General features: G+C 68.0%; 13 protein-coding genes. 9 read left to right on the top strand and 4 right to left on the bottom strand.

Annotated features, from left to right (window positions below):
- Nucleotides 1-260: 260 nt before the first annotated feature.
- From ACYVDK_RS09225 to ACYVDK_RS09205, 5 genes are all read left to right on the top strand, one after another.
- A complete protein-coding gene (locus ACYVDK_RS09225; protein ID WP_460520929.1) occupies nucleotides 261-1,187 on the top strand; it encodes an aldo/keto reductase in 927 nt (308 codons plus the stop codon).
- 190 nt (nucleotides 1,188-1,377) lie between these two features.
- Nucleotides 1,378-2,148: a ThuA domain-containing protein gene (locus ACYVDK_RS09220; RefSeq protein WP_460520927.1), complete on the top strand. Its 771-nt coding sequence runs from the start codon at nucleotides 1,378-1,380 to the stop codon at nucleotides 2,146-2,148.
- A 47-nt stretch (nucleotides 2,149-2,195) separates the two neighbouring features.
- A complete protein-coding gene (locus tag ACYVDK_RS09215; RefSeq protein ID WP_460520925.1) occupies nucleotides 2,196-3,236 on the top strand; it encodes a Gfo/Idh/MocA family protein in 1,041 nt (346 codons plus the stop codon).
- Nucleotides 3,237-3,415: 179 nt separating this feature from the next.
- Nucleotides 3,416-4,153, top strand: coding sequence for a MarR family winged helix-turn-helix transcriptional regulator (locus ACYVDK_RS09210; RefSeq protein WP_460520923.1), 738 nt, complete (start codon nucleotides 3,416-3,418; stop codon nucleotides 4,151-4,153).
- Complete coding sequence (locus tag ACYVDK_RS09205; protein WP_460520921.1) at nucleotides 4,150-8,325, top strand: ABC transporter ATP-binding protein; 4,176 nt, start codon at nucleotides 4,150-4,152, stop codon at nucleotides 8,323-8,325. Before ACYVDK_RS09210 ends, ACYVDK_RS09205 begins: the two co-directional genes overlap by 4 nt.
- 88 nt (nucleotides 8,326-8,413) lie before the next feature.
- Here ACYVDK_RS09205 and ACYVDK_RS09200 read toward each other — a convergent pair whose 3' ends face one another.
- Nucleotides 8,414-9,589 carry an AI-2E family transporter gene (locus tag ACYVDK_RS09200; RefSeq protein ID WP_460520919.1) on the bottom strand — a complete coding sequence of 392 codons (1,176 nt, stop codon included), beginning with the start codon at nucleotides 9,587-9,589 and terminating at the stop codon, nucleotides 8,414-8,416.
- A gap of 356 nt (nucleotides 9,590-9,945) precedes the next feature.
- Nucleotides 9,946-10,410, bottom strand: coding sequence for a MarR family winged helix-turn-helix transcriptional regulator (locus ACYVDK_RS09195; RefSeq protein WP_460520917.1), 465 nt, complete (start codon nucleotides 10,408-10,410; stop codon nucleotides 9,946-9,948).
- Nucleotides 10,411-10,657: 247 nt separating this feature from the next.
- Here ACYVDK_RS09195 and ACYVDK_RS09190 point away from each other — a divergent pair, with 247 nt between their 5' ends.
- On the top strand, nucleotides 10,658-10,795 hold the full coding sequence (locus tag ACYVDK_RS09190) for a hypothetical protein (protein ID WP_460520915.1): 138 nt from the start codon (nucleotides 10,658-10,660) through the stop codon (nucleotides 10,793-10,795).
- 523 nt (nucleotides 10,796-11,318) lie between these two features.
- On the opposite strand, the gene ACYVDK_RS09185 is transcribed toward ACYVDK_RS09190, so the two are convergent.
- On the bottom strand, nucleotides 11,319-12,422 hold the full coding sequence (locus tag ACYVDK_RS09185) for a fatty acid desaturase family protein (protein WP_460520913.1): 1,104 nt from the start codon (nucleotides 12,420-12,422) through the stop codon (nucleotides 11,319-11,321).
- Nucleotides 12,423-12,698: 276 nt separating this feature from the next.
- Here ACYVDK_RS09185 and ACYVDK_RS09180 point away from each other — a divergent pair, with 276 nt between their 5' ends.
- A complete protein-coding gene (locus ACYVDK_RS09180; protein ID WP_460520911.1) occupies nucleotides 12,699-12,851 on the top strand; it encodes an SRPBCC domain-containing protein in 153 nt (50 codons plus the stop codon).
- An 88-nt stretch (nucleotides 12,852-12,939) separates the two neighbouring features.
- On the opposite strand, the gene ACYVDK_RS09175 is transcribed toward ACYVDK_RS09180, so the two are convergent.
- Nucleotides 12,940-13,275 carry a hypothetical protein gene (locus tag ACYVDK_RS09175; RefSeq protein ID WP_460520909.1) on the bottom strand — a complete coding sequence of 112 codons (336 nt, stop codon included), beginning with the start codon at nucleotides 13,273-13,275 and terminating at the stop codon, nucleotides 12,940-12,942.
- Nucleotides 13,276-13,386: 111 nt separating this feature from the next.
- Between ACYVDK_RS09175 and ACYVDK_RS09170 the strand changes: the two genes are divergently transcribed.
- Together ACYVDK_RS09170 and ACYVDK_RS09165 are read left to right on the top strand one after the other, a co-directional pair.
- Nucleotides 13,387-14,682: an ABC transporter permease gene (locus ACYVDK_RS09170; RefSeq protein WP_460520907.1), complete on the top strand. Its 1,296-nt coding sequence runs from the start codon at nucleotides 13,387-13,389 to the stop codon at nucleotides 14,680-14,682.
- Nucleotides 14,682-15,693: ABC transporter ATP-binding protein (locus ACYVDK_RS09165; protein WP_460520905.1), on the top strand; the 1,012-nt coding region annotated here is incomplete at its 3' end. The genes ACYVDK_RS09170 and ACYVDK_RS09165, both read left to right, overlap by 1 nt.

Here is a 15,693-nt window from a genome sequence, read left to right as displayed (position 1 = left end):
TCCTCCCCGACGAGCCCGCGAACACGCGGAACCCGCCTGGTCAGTGTCCGGAATCCGGGGTCAACCCCAGTTTCGACAAGCTCAACCAGCGCAGGTTTCGACAGGCTCAACCGGCGGTGGTGGGGACAGGTTCAGCCGGCGGTGGTGGAGACAGGTTCAGCCGGCGGTGGTGGGGACAAGCTCGAACAGCGGTGGTTTCGACAGGCTCAACCAGCGGTGGTGGCGCGGCCCGGCTCGATCCGCGGTACAGGATAGAACGCATGAAACGAATCACCCTGCCGCAGACCTCCATCGAGGCGAGCAACGTCATCCTCGGCCTGATGCGCATCCGCGACCTCGACGACGATCAGATCCGCACGCTCGTCGGCACTGCCCGCGACGCCGGCATCGACTTCTTCGACCACGCCGACATCTATGGCGGCGACCATGCCTGCGAGCGACGCTTCGGCGACGCGGTGCGTTTCAGCGGTGCCGAGCGCGAGCAGGTGCGCATCCAGTCGAAGGTGGGCATCCGCGACGGCTTCTGGGACTTCTCGAAGGAGCACATCCTCTCCTCGGTCGACGAGTCCCTGGCCGCGCTGCGCACCGACTACCTCGACGTGCTCCTTCTGCACCGCCCCGACACGCTGATGGAGCCGGACGAGATCGCGGATGCCTTCAGCACGCTCCACGACGCCGGCAAGGTACGCAATTTCGGCGTCTCGAACCAGACGCCTGGCCAGACCGAGCTGCTGAAGCGCTCGGTGCAGCAGCCGCTGGCGGTGAACCAGGTGCAGCTGAGCATCACGCACGCGAACGTCATCGCGCAGGGCATCGCCGCGAACATGAACGGCCTCGACCAGTCGGTCGATCGCGACAACGGCATCCTCGACTACGCCCGACTGAACGACGTCACGCTGCAGGCGTGGTCGCCGTTTCAGAAGGGGTTCTTCGACGGCGTCTTCCTCGGCGATCGCGAGCACTACGCGGAGCTGAACGACGCGATCGACGAGATCGCGGCATCGTACGGCGTGACTCCCACCGCCATCGCAGTGGCCTGGATCACCCGCCACCCCGCGAACATGCAGGTGGTGCTGGGCACCACGAACCCGCAGCGGGTCAAGGATGCCGCAGCCGGCTCCGACCTGCCGCTCACCCGGCTTCAGTGGTACCGCCTCTTCACCGCGGCCGGCCACACGCTGCCGTAAGCGCTTGCATAAGGGGCCGCCCGCCGCGTACTCTGGCCCACAGTTCGAATCGATTCGACGCAGGGCCTCGTCCTGCTCAGGTCGCAGTTTCCGTCGTGTGGCGGAGCTCATTCCGACGAAAACTGCGACCCGAAGGCGTTCGGTCGTCGCCATCGATCAACAACTCCATCTCCAATCAGCAAGGAGCACCATGCGCATCACCGTGTGGAATGAGAACTTCCATGAGACCACGCAGCAGGACATCGCGGCGATCTATCCGAACGGCATCCACGGCGCGATCGCGGAGGGGCTGGCAGCGCGTCTTCCGGAGGCGGGCATCCGCACCGCCACCCTGCAGCAGCCGCAGCACGGGCTCGATCCGGAGACCCTGGATGCGACGGATGTGTTGCTCTGGTGGGGACACATGAAGCACGACGACGTCGACGACGAGGTGGTCGAGCGGGTGCAGCAGCGGGTGCTGGCCGGCATGGGGCTGATCGTGCTGCACTCTGCACACTTCTCGAAGATCTTCAAGCGGCTGATGGGAACCACGTGTTCGCTGAAATGGCGCAACGAGGCCGAACGCGAGCTGGTGTGGACGGTGAACCCGTCGCATCCGATCGCCGAGGGCATCCCGTCGCCGCTGATCATCGGCGAGCAGGAGATGTACGGCGAGTACTTCGACGTGCCGACGCCTGACGAGTTGGTGTTCGTGAGCTCGTTCTCCGGCGGCGAGGTGTTCCGGTCGGGCATCACCTACCGCCGTGGGCTGGGCAAGGTGTTCTACTTCAGCCCGGGCGACCAGGAGTATCCGGTGTTCTACCACGAGGATGTGCGCGACGTGCTGGCGAACGCGGTGCGCTGGGCGGCCCCGGCGCGCGGCGTCGCGCAGGTGCCCGAGGTGGCTAACCCGGCACGGGACTGGTTCACCGTGCCGGAGGCGCCGCAGTCGGCCGAGAGACCGGGCGAGTCGGCGCACTAGCGGCGGCCCTTGATGACGAGAACAAGCACGAGGAACAAGGGAGAACGGTGAGCGTGGACAAGCTCAGGGTCGGAGTGGTCGGTGCAGGTTGGGCCGGGCAGCAGCATCTGAAGGGATACGCCGCCCTTGCCGGCGTGGAGATCGCAGCGCTGGCGGCGATGGAGACCGATCAGGTGGCGGCGCTGCAGGCCGAGTACGACATCCCGGCGACGTTCCAGCGCTGGGAAGACATGCTCGAGTCCGTGCAGCTGGATGCGATCAGCATCGCCACCCCGACGTTCCTGCACGCTCCGGTGTCGATCGCGGCGCTGCGGCGGGGCATCCATGTGCTCACCGAGAAGCCGATCGCGGCCGACCTCGACGACGCGCGTCGCATGGTCGAGGCGGCACGGGCATCCGGTCGGGTGCTGCAGGTCGTGTTCAACCACCGTCTGCGCGGAGACATCGCCGAGCTCGGCCGCATCATCGCTTCGGGCGAGCTCGGCACGCCGTATGTCGCCAAGGCCGGATGGTCCCGCCGCGCGGGCATTCCGGCATCCGGCTGGTTCGCGAAGAAGGAGCTCTCCGGAGGCGGGCCGCTGCTCGACCTCGGCGTGCACGTCATCGACTACGCGCTGCACCTGCTCGGCGAGCCGGAGGTGGCCACGGTGTCCGCATCCACCTATGCGGAGCTGGGCACGAAGGCGCTGGAGGGATTCGACGTCGAAGACATCGCGATCGCGTTCGTACGCCTGAAGAACGGCGTCACGCTCACGCTCGAGACCAGCTGGGACAGCTTCTCGCGACACCACAACGTGTACTGGATGACCGTGTACGGCACCGAAGGCGGCGCCGAACTGCGCGTGGTCGACTACGAAACCCGCGAGTTCACCGTGTTCCGCAACGAGGACGGCGCGGTCGCCGACTACGAGGCGACACCGGGCGAGAACGGCGGACACGACCAGGTCGTGGCCGAATTCGTGGCGGCCGTCCGAGCCGGCGAGCCGGAGTGGGTCAAGCACGACGGATCCGTCGGCCTGCGCCGCGCCGAGGTCATCGACGCCTGCTACCGCTCCGCGGAGAGCGGGCACGAGGTGGCGGTGGGGTAGGTCCGCTCCGCGGACGCCGATCTCATCACGAGACTGCACGCCCGCCCCGAGACCGTGGTCGATACCCGCTGTCTCGGGGTGGGCGTGCAGTCTCGCGGAAACGGACAGGCCCCCGCACGGGCTGCGGCCACGGCCCAGGCTCGGCGTCCGGGCTCCGCCCACCGGCCTACGATGGTTCGGTGGTCGAACTATCTGAGCGTCGAGCGGATACCCGTGCTGTGGGCGCCCGCGCCGTGGATGCCGACGCTGTGGATGCCGGAAACGCGGGCGCCGGAAACGCGGGCGCCGGAAACACGCGTGCCGGAACCGCGGATGCTCGTGCGGCGGTCACCGCGCTGGCTCGCGCCTCGCGCATCCTGGAGCGCTCGCTGTCCGAGTTGAGCCTGGCGGACTTCCGGGTGCTCTCCGCGGTCGCCGAGGGCGAGGCGCGCGCATCCCGGCTCGCGCACCGGCTCGCACTGGGCAAACCCGCGATCAGCTCGACGGTCGACTCGCTCGTGAGGCGCGGCCTGCTGACCAAGCGGGCACACGATGCAGACCAGCGGGCGACCGACCTCGTGCTGACGCCGGCAGGCGAGACGGTGCGCGCGGCCGCCGAAGCCGCGCTCGTCGCAGTCGTGACGCAGCTCGCCGACGACACCGACGACCCGGCGGCCACACTGACGGCGCTGGCGTCGCTCGAGCCCGCGATCGAGCGGAGGCAGGCATCCGTCGCCGCCGCTCGGAATGCGGCGGCCGGCCGCGGGACGCGGCTGGCGGAAGCCGGTGGCAGCCCTCAACGTGCGGCGGCCGGCCGCGGGACGCAGCCGGCGGAGGCCGGCGGCAGCGCGCACCCGATTGCGGAGGCCGGCGGCAGCGCGCACCCGATTGCGGAGGCCGGCGGCAGCGCACACCCGACTGCAGAGGCCGGCGCATGACCCAGACGAAGACGCAGGGCAGCACGCAGGCGAACCCGCAGGAACCGGCATCCGGAACCGAGGCATCCAAGGCCCGCCAGCCCGGATGGCTGCGCCGGCTCGGCCACTACCTGTGGCGGCACCGGGTGAACGTGTCGGTAGCGGTGGGGGCGGCCATCCTCGGGTCTTCGTGCCAGGTCGCCACGCCGCTCATCGCCAGGCAGATCGTCGACGGCGTCATCATCGACAAGTCCGCGCCGCTGCTGCCATGGCTCGCGCTGCTCATCGGCTTGGCCGTCATCGCGTTCGGCTTCTCCTATCTGCGCCGATACCGCGGCGGCCGCGTGGCGCTCGACGTGCAGAACGACCTGCGCAACGAGATGCACGACAAGCTGCAGCGACTGGATGCCGCCACCCTCGACACGATGCCCACCGGCCAGCTCGTGGCCCGTGCGAACTCCGACTCGGCGCTCGTGCAGGGGCTGCTGAACTTTCTGCCGCTGGTCACCGGCAACCTGCTCATGATGGTGCTCTCACTCGTCGTGATGTTCGTGCTCTCACCGCTGCTGGCGATCATCAGCCTCGGCGTGCTCCCCGCGCTGCTCATCGTGAGCTACCGCATGCGCCGCCGCGTCTTCCCCGCCACCTGGGACGGGCAGCAGAAGGAGGGCGACCTCGCCGAGATCGTCGACGAAGACGTCGGCGGCGTGCGCGTGGTGAAGGCCTTCGGGCAGGAGCGCCGCGAGCTGGAACGTCTCACCGGCACCGCCTCCGCGCTCTACGGGTCGCAGATGCGTGCCGTGCGCATCCAGTCGCGTTATCAGCCGCTGTTGGAGGCGGTCCCCGTGCTCGGGCAAGTGGGCATTCTGGCGCTCGGCGGATGGCTCGCCCTCAGCGGCAACATCACGCTCGGCACATTCCTCGCGTTCTCCACCTACATCGCCCAGCTCATGGCGCCTGCCAGGCAGCTGGCGGGCATCCTGACGATCGGGCAGATGGCGCGCACCGGGCTCGAGCGCATCTTCCAGCTGCTGGATCTGACGCCGGCCATCCAGGACGCCCCCGACGCCGCCGACCTCCCCGCACGGCCCGGCACGATCGAGTTCACCGATGTCACATTCGGCTACGAGCCCGAGACGCCCGTGCTGCGTGACTTCTCGCTCACCGTGCGGCCGGGGGAGCGCATCGCGCTCGTCGGCGCGAGCGGAAGCGGAAAATCCACCGTCGGCCGTCTGCTCGTGCGGTATTACGACCCGGGCGCAGGCGGTGTGACGATCGGTGGGCAGGATGTGCGCGACATCCGTCTCGGATCGCTGCGGCGCTCGATCGGCATGGCCTTCGAAGACGCCTTCCTGTTCTCCGAGTCGGTGCACGACAACATCGCCTACGGTGCACCGGATGCCACCGATGACGAGATCGAGACCGCCGCCCGTGTCGCACAGGCGCACGGGTTCATCATGGATCTGCCCCGTGGATACGACACCGTCGTCGGCGAGCGGGGCTTGAGCCTCTCCGGCGGGCAGCGGCAGCGCATCGCGCTGGCGAGGGCGATTCTGCGCGATCCGGCGATCCTCGTGCTCGACGACGCCACCAGCGCGATCGACGCACGCACGGAGCAGACCATCCACGACGCACTGCGCAGCGTGATGGAGGACCGCACCGTGCTTCTCGTCGCGCACCGGCATTCCACGCTGCACCTCGCCGATCGCATAGTCGTGCTCGAACACGGCCGCATCGTCGATCAAGGCACGCATGACGAGCTCATCGACCGCAGCAACACCTACCGCGCTCTGTTCGGCGCGACGGATGCCGCCCGCCGGGGCGACATCGACGCCCTGGCGGGTGCCGACCTCGACGCCGCCGCTCCTTCCGCCCACCCGCTGGCTGAGCCGCTCCCGCTGGTTGAGCCGCTCCCGCTGGTTGAGCCGCTCCCGCTGGTTGAGCCGCATCCGCTGGTTGAGCCGCATCCGCTGGTTGAGCCGCTCCCGCTGGTTGAGCCGCTCCCGCTGGTTGAGCCTGTCGAAACCAGTGCCACGAAGCAATCGGGGTTTCGACAGGCTCAACCCGCGGTGGGGGCGCAATCTGCGGTGCGGGCGCAACCCGCGGTGCGGGCGCAATCCGCGGTGGGGGCGCAATCTGCGGTGCGGGCGCAACCCGCGGTGGGGGCGCAATCTGCGGTGCGGGATCAACCCGCGGTCGGAGCAGCCCCCAGCGCACGCCCACGCTCCGGCGCGCGCCCCACCGGCATCGGCATGGGCCTGGGCGGCGGAGGCGGCGGCATGCGCGGCATGGGTGCAGGCCTCGCGCCCACCCCTGAGCTGCTCGCCCGGGTCGCCGCGCTTCCCCCCGTGAAGGACTTCCCCGAAATCGACCTCGACCGCGAAGCACGTCACGAGCGCGACTTCTCGCTCGCCAAAGTGCTGCGCGAATTCCGGCGTCCTCTGCTGCTCGCGCTCGTGTTCGTCGTGATCGACGCGTTCATCGGGCTTCTCGGTCCGGCCGTGGTCAAGACCGGAATCGACGACGGCGTCACCAGGGGTGCCGCGGCGGTGCTGTTCGGGGCATCCGCTCTCTATCTCGTCATCACTATCGCCGACCTCTTCAACGGAATGGCCGAGTCGCTGATCACCGGTCGCGCCGCGCAGCGCATCATGCTGTCGCTGCGCATCCGAGTTTTCGCGCAGCTGCAGCGACTCTCGCTCGACTACTACGAACGAGAGATGGCCGGCCGCATCATGACGCGCATGACGACCGACATCGACCAATTCGAGTCGCTGCTGCAGAACGGTCTGCTCGGAGCACTGGTCGCCTTCGTCACCTTCGTCGGCGTCGGCGTCGCGCTCGTCATCGTGGATGCCCCGCTCGGCCTGGCCGTGCTCACCGTCGTGATCCCGCTGGCCGTGGCCACGATGTGGTTCCGCCGACGCTCGTCGCGGCTTTACGACCTCTCGAGGGAACGCATCGCCATCGTCAACGCCGCGTTCCAGGAGAGCCTGTCCGGCGTGCGCGAGTCGCAGGCGTTCACCCACGAGGAGGCGACCATGCGCCGCTTCCACGGGCACGGCAGCGCGTATCTGCGCTCCCGCGTCGCGGCGCAGCGCCTGGTCGCGATCTACTTCCCGTTCGTGCAGTTCCTCGCAGCCATCGCCGACGCCATCGTGCTCGGCCTAGGCGCAGCGCTCATCGCGCAGGGCGACCTCACGGCGGGGGCGCTGATCGCGTTCCTGCTCTACATCGACATGTTCTTCTCGCCGATCCAGCAGCTCTCCCAGGTGTTCGACGCGTGGCAGCAGACCCGCGTGTCGGTCTCGCGCATCTCGGGACTCATGAAGCTCGAGACGCTGACCCCGCAGCCCGAGCATCCGGTCGCCGCCCGCGCACTGGCAGGCGACGTCGCGCTCGACGACGTGCACTTCGCCTACCCGACCGGCGCGGTCGCGACCGAGTTGCGGGGGCCACGGGATGCCCGTGATCCGCTCTCCCGCGATGCCACGGTTCGACGACCGCAGGAGGCGCTCGCCGGAATCGCACTGCGTATCCGTCCGGGGGAGACGGTCGCGCTCGTCGGCGAGACCGGTGCAGGCAAGTCCACGGTGATGAAGTTGCTCGCCCGGTTCTACGACCCGGACCGCGGCGCCGTGCTTGCCGACGACATCGACCTGCGCAGGCTCGACCTGGGCGACTACCGGCGCGCTCTCGGCTACGTGCCGCAGGAATCCTTCCTGTTCACAGGCACCGTCGCCGAGAACATCGCGTACGGCCGGCCGGATGCCCCCGCCACCGACATCGAAGACGCCGCCCGGGCCGTGGGCGCCCACGACATGATCGAGAGCCTGCCGCTCGGCTATGACACGCTGATCGCCGAGCGTGGCAAGTCGTTGTCGGCCGGGCAGCGGCAGCTGATCGCGCTGGCCAGGGCCGAGCTCGTGGATCCCGCCATCCTGCTGCTCGACGAGGCGACCAGCAACCTCGACCTCGCCACCGAGGCGCGGGTGACGGATGCCATGCATCGCCTCGCCCGCGATCGCACCACCGTGCTCATCGCGCACCGTCTGCAGACCGCGATGGGTGCGCACCGCATCGTCATGCTCGACCACGGCCGCGTCATCGAGGTGGGCTCGCACGCCGAGTTGCTGAAGCGCGACGGCACCTACGCAGCGATGTGGCGGGCGTTCGAGCTCGCGACCACGTGACGACGACGCTCAGGCCCGGCATGCTCGGACCCAGGCATGCTCAGACCCAAGCATGCTCAGGCCCAAGCATGCTCAGGCCTGGGCGTGCTCAGACCTTGGCATCCTGGCGAGGAATGAGAATCTGCTTGATGATCAGGAGGATGCTCGCCGTCACGGGAATCGCGACAAGTGCTCCGAGCAGGCCGAGCAGTGTGCCCCCGACCAGCGCCCCGATCACGACGAGCGACCCTGGTACGGCGATCGCGCGGTTCATCACGCGCGGTGTGAGCACATATGCCTCGATCTGCATATAGATCAGATAGATGATCGCGAAGACCAGAGCGCCGAGCGGGCTGCTGAACAATGCGATGAGCGTTCCTGCCATCCAGAACAGCACGGATCCGACCAGAGGGATGAGGGTGATGCAGAACGCGCCGACCGCCATGAGCAGCGGGTACGGCAGCCCGACGAACAGGTAGATCAGGAAGGCGATGACGGCGTTGAAGAACGCGAGCATCACCATGCCGCCGAGATAGCCGCCGATGCCGGCCGAGATCTGCTCCATCATCGACGACACCGTCGGCCGATTGCGGGCGGGTGCGAGCCGCGTGAACGCGGCCTTGATCACGGGCAGCGAGGCCAGGAAGTACAGGCTCAGCACGAGCACGATGATCACGCCGGAGATGACGGAACCGATCGTGACGCCCACCTGCACCACGCCGCCGCCGATCGCGGCGATATTGGCAGGATCGGCGAGGAACTTCTTGATCTGGTCGGTGATCGATGACACCTGGCCGCCGAAGTTCGCCTGCAACCAGGCGTAGAAATCCGAATGCTGGAAGCTGGTGACCGTGCTCGGAATGCTGGCCACGAACTGGCTGATCTGTCGCACCATCGTGGGGATGATGAGCCACAGCACGCCCACCAGGATGAGCGCGAACGCCGTATAGACGATCACGATGCCCCATGACCGCTTCACCTTGTGGCGCTCCAGTGTGCGCACCACCGGGTCGAGCCCGAGCGCGGCGAACAGCGCGAAGACGATGTAGATGATGATCGTGGAGAGGTTCGAGAACGCGACCCCGACGACGAATGCCGCGAGGCCCCCGATGGTCAGCGAGAAGCCGACCATGAACGGATGATTGAGGTTGGCCCAGAACGTTCGCGACGGCACCGCCTCGTGGGCGTGCAACGCGACGGTGTCGGCCGAGGCGGTGTCGGCCGATCCGGAGGGGGCGGCTGAGGGGGCGGCTTCGGAGCCGGTGGATTCGGACGCGTCCGTCATGGCGACACTCTACGGGCGGCCGGCGTCAGAGCCGGGAGTTCAGGTCGCGAGGCGAAGCACCGACTAAAGGTCTGGCATCCGACCTTCGACAGCAGTCCCCGTGCAGTGCAAGAATCGCGATCGACTCCCGTGGGTTCGCCCCGCTCCCGTGGGTTCGCCCCGCTCCCGTGGGTTCGGCCCCGCTCCCGTGGGTTCGGCCCCGCTCCCGTGGGTTCGGCCCCGCTCCCGTGGGTTCGGCCCCGCTCCCGTGGGTTCGGCCCCGCTCCCGTGGGTTCCGCCCCCGCTCCCGCGGGTTCCGCCCCGCTCCCGTGGGTTCCGCCCCCACTCCCGCGGGTTGAGCTTGTCGAAACCCCCGCCTACACCGCTCCGTGCCGCGCAGCCCGATCTTCCACGGCAACCTGCAGCTTCTCGCACAGCGCTTCGAGCTGCGTGAGCTCCTCGGTCGAGAGCGCAGTGCCGACGTGGTCGATGATCGATCGGCCGTGCTGCACCGCGCAGTGCCGGTACAGGTCGTGGCCGGTATCGGTGAGGCGGACGATCGCGCCACGCCCGTCATGAGCCTCGGGGCATTTCGAGAGCAGCCCTCGTTCGATGAGCCGGTCGACGAGGCGGCTGACGCTGGGCTGAGTGAGCAGCACCTGGGTGCGCAGATCGCGCATGCGGATGCTGCGACTCTCCTGCTTCGAGATGGTGTGCAGCACGTCGTACTCGGTGAGGCTGAGGTCGGCGTCACGCGGGAACTCCGCCGTGAGCGTTCGCATCACTGTCACCTGCGCACGGAACAGCGACTCCCATGCACTGATCGCGGACTTCTTGGCCACGGTGTCGCCCCCTTCGCGCCTCGACGACGTCGCGTTCCAGCGTACGGCCCGACCACCGACATGCGACTGCGCCGTGAGCGAAGCGAGCACGTTCGCTTCGCCCGAACGATGGCGTCGTCGAGCCACGCAACGACGTGCACGTGTGGGCGGCGGTCGGTCAGGCCCGACCATGGCTGATGCCCGAAGTACCCGGTGCTCCGACGAACCCGGCGCCTCCATCGCCCAGTGCCCCGGTTAATCTGGAGTCATGGATGACCGTCACCCCACCTATCCCGCCCGCACCGGTGTATCCGGAGCCTGGGTCTGGGTCGCCTTCGGCCTGGCCGTGCTCGGCGCGGCCGGCTTCGTCGTCACACTCCTGGTGAACGGTCACTACGGCAGCTGACTCGTTTTGCGTGGCCCGAAGGGCCCGCCGGCTTGTCCGCAGCTGGCTTGTCCGCAGCTGGCTTGTCCCGCATCGCACGGTGCGCCGGAATTCGTGAGATCGGCCGGTCGTCCAGGGCGTTGTCATCCGGCCGACCGTGCGATTGCCGCCGCATCCTTCGTCGCATCGCATGCCGGCCAGTGTCGCAGCAGGGCGGAACGGCGGCACGGCAAGACCGCAGCAGGACAGGGCCGCAGCAGGACGGTGTCACAGCCGGCCAGTGTTACAGCAGGGCAGAACCGCGACAGACACAGAACGAGGGCCGGTCGTAGAGGCTTACGACCGACCCTCTCCCTTGCACCAAGAGTGTCCTGCAATCACATTCAACACCGGCCGCCACAGCAAACAACCGGTGCTCCTGCACTCTATAACGAACAGGTAACGGAGCGCTAGTTATCAATCCGTTATTTTCGTGTGAGTTCGTGATCGTCGCGTCTCAGGCGGTCTGGAGCGATCGTGGATGCCCGCCGCGTCGTCGCCAGGACTAGCGCGGCCGGTACTGCGACACCATCGGGCAGTCGAAGGGGTCCCTTGCAGCGAGCCCGACGCGGTTGAGGTAGTCGATCACGATGGCGTACGAGTTCAGCAGCGTCGTTTCGGTGTACAGAACATTGTTTTGTGCACAGTACGACTTCACCAATTGCTGAGTGCGCCGCAAAGCAGGACGGGGCATGCTCGGAAACAGATGGTGCTCGACCTGATAGTTGAGTCCGCCCATGAAGACATCCACGAACGGGCCGCCTGAGATGTTGCGCGAGGTGAGCACTTGGCGGCTGAGGAAGTCGACGCGCGCGCCTCGGGGGATGACCGGCATGCCTTTGTGATTCGGGGCGAACGATGCACCCATGTACACACCGAATACAGCCATCTGAACGGCCAGGAACGTCGCAGCGATCGGGAGGGGCATGAGCATCGCGAGGAACGTGAAGTAGGCGGCGAATCGCACGATCAACAGCGTGATCTCCAGTGGCCGATGCGCGATCCTCCCTCTGCCGAATGCGGAGACGAACGCATGACGGTGCAGATTGACGCCCTCCAGAAGCAGCAGCGGGAAGAACAGGTAACCCTGCTTGCGGGTGATCAGACGCACGAGCCCGCGACTGGCGGCCGCATCTTCCTCGAGGAATGAGATCGTGTCCTTCTCGATGTCGGGATCCTTGCCGACAGTGTTCGGGTTCGCGTGGTGCCTGGAGTGCTTGTTCATCCACCAGGCGTAGCTGAGGCCGACGACGAGGTTGCCCAGCACGAGAGCGGCACGCTCGTTCGCCTTCCCTCCGGCGAAGATCTGGCGGTGCGCGGCCTCGTGGGCGAGGAACGCGAACTGGGTGAGTACGACGCCGAGCACCACCGCGATCCCCAGCTGCCACCAGCTGTCACCGATCGCCACCATCGCGAGGAGCGCCCCCGCGAATACGAGGAACCACAGTGTGAACGTCATGAGATAGAAGCCGTACCGTCGCCGCAGCAACCCTTCCTTCTTGATGAGGGCCGAGACCTGGGTGAACCCACCGGGGCCGGCCGCCGCGCCCCGTCTGCCGCCCGTGAGAATGATCCGAGTGGATGCCTGCACCGCGTCCGTCGTCGTCATGGACTGCCTCCCTTGCGCTGCCGCTGCGCGCCATTCCATGGTGCGAACGAGCGGATCGCCCGCACATCCCGCGAAGGAGCCATCTCTACCCCGTACCCGCGTACGGGTAGACAGCCCGGCCACGTTCGCCGAGGCGGGACCGGCCAAGTGCGAAGCCGCATGACAGCGCACTCGATCTACATAAGCGGCCGACTCTTGATGCGCGCGCGGGTGACGGCGTTGTGGTTGATGCGCCGGTCTCGCTGTCGTTCACCTGGGCATGGGGCGGCGGCGGACGTGACCCTCGTCACCATCTCACTCACGCCGACGGAGGCCGGCACCGCTCTCGACCTGGTGCACGAGCGCTTCCCGAATCGTGCGACCGCCGACGATCACAACCAGGGTTGGCTGGACTGTCTCGATCGTCTGCGTTCTGCGGTGCGAGTCTGAATGTGCCAGATGATGCGTACCCGGATGATGCGCCGGGGACGTCGCGAGCGATGAGGCGGCCGCGACCCGTTCGGGCAGTCGCCGCATGTCAGGCGAGCGTCACCCGCTGGATCTCCGTGCGAGCGATGGCGCGGTCGCGCACGTCGGACGCCTCGGCGCGCCTCGGGTCGCGCAGGTAGGCGTTCAGAGCGGCGTCGCTCGGGAGCTCGATGATCTGCGTCTCGAACGGATGCCCGTCATCCAGCGTTGCTTCGCCCGCGGTCGACTCCGCGCCGCCCGCTCCCGCGATGCCGCCGGCACGAACCCGCGTGACCACCCGGGCGCCGTGCTCGGGCAGCAGTGCCAGCACCGAGTCCTCATACGCGACGAGGGCAGCCTCCTGCCCGGGGCGGGGCCACAACGTCACGCACAGCACCACGCTCATGCAAGGAACGTATCGGATACCTCCGACGTCGTCTCGACAGTGGCCGACGTGCCCTTGACTTAATTCACCAGGCGATGAATTATGTCCTCATCGAGCATCGAGGAGGTCACCATGCGCGCGATCGTGCTCAAGGAGTTCCAGGAGTTGCGCCGCGATCGGCGCACGCTCGCGCTGCTCATCGTGATGCCCCTGCTGCTGCTCGTGATCTTCGGATACGCCGCGAACTTCACCGTCGATCACCTGTCGGTGGCCGTGTACGGCAGCGAGGCGAAGACGGTCACCAAACTCATCGACGGCAACTCGCAGCTGAAGGAGCACCTGAACGTCGTGACCACCGACGCGAGCGGCACGCGATCGGATGCGAAGACCCAACTCCGCGACGGCCGTGCCAACGTCGCGATCTATGCGGAGCCCTACTCGAACGGTCCCGGTCCGGTCGGGAGTCCGCCCTACGCGGCCCAGGTCTACATCGACGGCTCGAACCTTTTCGCGGCGCAGTCGGCGAAGACGATCTTCGCGCAGGTGCAGCAGCAACTGGCCCAGCAAGCAGCCCGGGCCCAGGCGCACGCGGCGGCGCAGGCCGCGCAGGCGCAGGCGCAGGCAGCTCGGGGTGCCGGGTCTCCGGCACCCGGGCCACAGGCATCCGGGTCTCCGGCACCCGGGTCGCAGGTGACCCCGCCGCAGGCATCCGCTTCAGGGGTGCCGCAGCTGACGGTCACAACCCTGTTCAACCCCGACCTCAAAACGTCGTGGGTGATGATTCCGGCGATCATCGGACTGATCCTCACGTTCATCGGCACGATCATCACCTCGATCGGGCTCGTGCGAGAACGGGAGGCGGGAACGCTGGAACAGCTCGCCGTCATGCCGCTGCGAGCGAGCGCCGTGGTGCTGGGCAAGATCTCGCCGTACTTCCTGCTCGCCTGCTTCGACATGGCGCTCATCACAGTGCTGGGGCTGCTGCTGTTCGGTGTGCCTTTCAACGGGAACCCGCTGATCTTCATCGTCGGGGCAGCACTGTTCCTCTTCGTCGTGCTCGGGCTCGGGGTGCTGATCTCCTCGGTGTCGCGAACGACGGGGCAGGCCATCCAGTTGGCGTTCATGGTGCTGCTGCCGCAGATCCTGCTCTCCGGCATGATCTTCCCGCTCTCGGCGATGGCGGCCGGTGTGCGCTGGATCGGCTACTTCCTCCCGCTCACCTGGTTCACGATGATCTCGCAAGGCGTCATGATCCGCGGCGCGAGCTGGGATTCGCTCTGGTTCCCACTCGTCATCCTCGCCGTCATGGCGGTGGTCATCTTCGGCCTGGCCGTCGTGCGTCTGAGCCGCAGCATCTCCCCGGTGAAGCAACGCAGGCATCCCGTGCACGCGGATGCCGCACAGCAGCCCGCGGCCGAGGTCGCCTGATGTCCGCCCCGTTCGGCGTCGATGGGCTCACCGTGCGGTTCGGTCACGTCACGGCGCTCGAGAATGTGTCGCTTCGGACGCTTCCCGGCGAGGTCACGGCGATCGTCGGCGGCGACGGCGCAGGCAAGTCGACTCTGTTGCGCGTGCTTGCCGACCGCGTGCGGGCGGACTCCGGCACCATCAGCACCGTCGACCGCACGCGCTACGGGTACCAGCCGGCGACCTCCGGCGTGTGGCCGACGCTGACCGTAGAGGAGAACGTCGAGTTCGTCGGCAGGTCGTACGGGATGCCGTCGGCGAGCATCCGGAGCCGTTCCGCCGAGCTGCTGGAACGTGCGGGCCTCGACGCGGCCCGGCACCGGCTGGGCCACGCGCTCTCGGGCGGCATGCGGCAGAAGCTCGGATTCGTGCTCGCGATCCTGCACGACCCTGAGCTTGTGCTGCTCGACGAGCCGAGCACCGGGGTGGATCCCGTCAGCCGGGTGGAGCTGTGGCGCCTGATCAGCTCGACCGTCGGGACCGCGGTGGCGGGCGAGGCGGTGGCGGGCGAGGCGGTGGCGGGCGACGCGATGGCGGGAAGCACGACCGCCGACGGCCATCCGACCACAGTCGTCATGGCGACGACGTACCTCGACGAGGCGCAGCGGGCGGCACACGTGCTCGCGCTGGACGCCGGACGGATGCTCGCCTCCGGCACCCCGGACGAGATCGTCGCCGCAGTTCCGGGTGGGATCGCGCGACTCGATGACCCGAGTTCTGTGCTGCCGGAACTCGCAGACCGTGTGTGGCGTCGCGGCACCGAGCGCCGCGTGTGGATGCCACCGCAAGAGCGTGCGCAAAATGCGTATTTTGCACACTCCTCCGGGGAGACGGATGCCGCGGTCACGCCGATCGCATCGCCCGACTTCGAGGACGCCCTGATCGCCCTGACCCTCGCGTCCACCCCGCGAACCGGCCCCGCCCTCACCCCGCGAACCGGGCCCGCCCCCGCCCCGCGAACCGGGCCCGCCC

This window comes from Humibacter antri (assembly GCF_054777235.1).
Note: the sequence above shows the minus strand (reverse complement) of the source record. Positions and strands in the feature narration are given on the sequence as shown.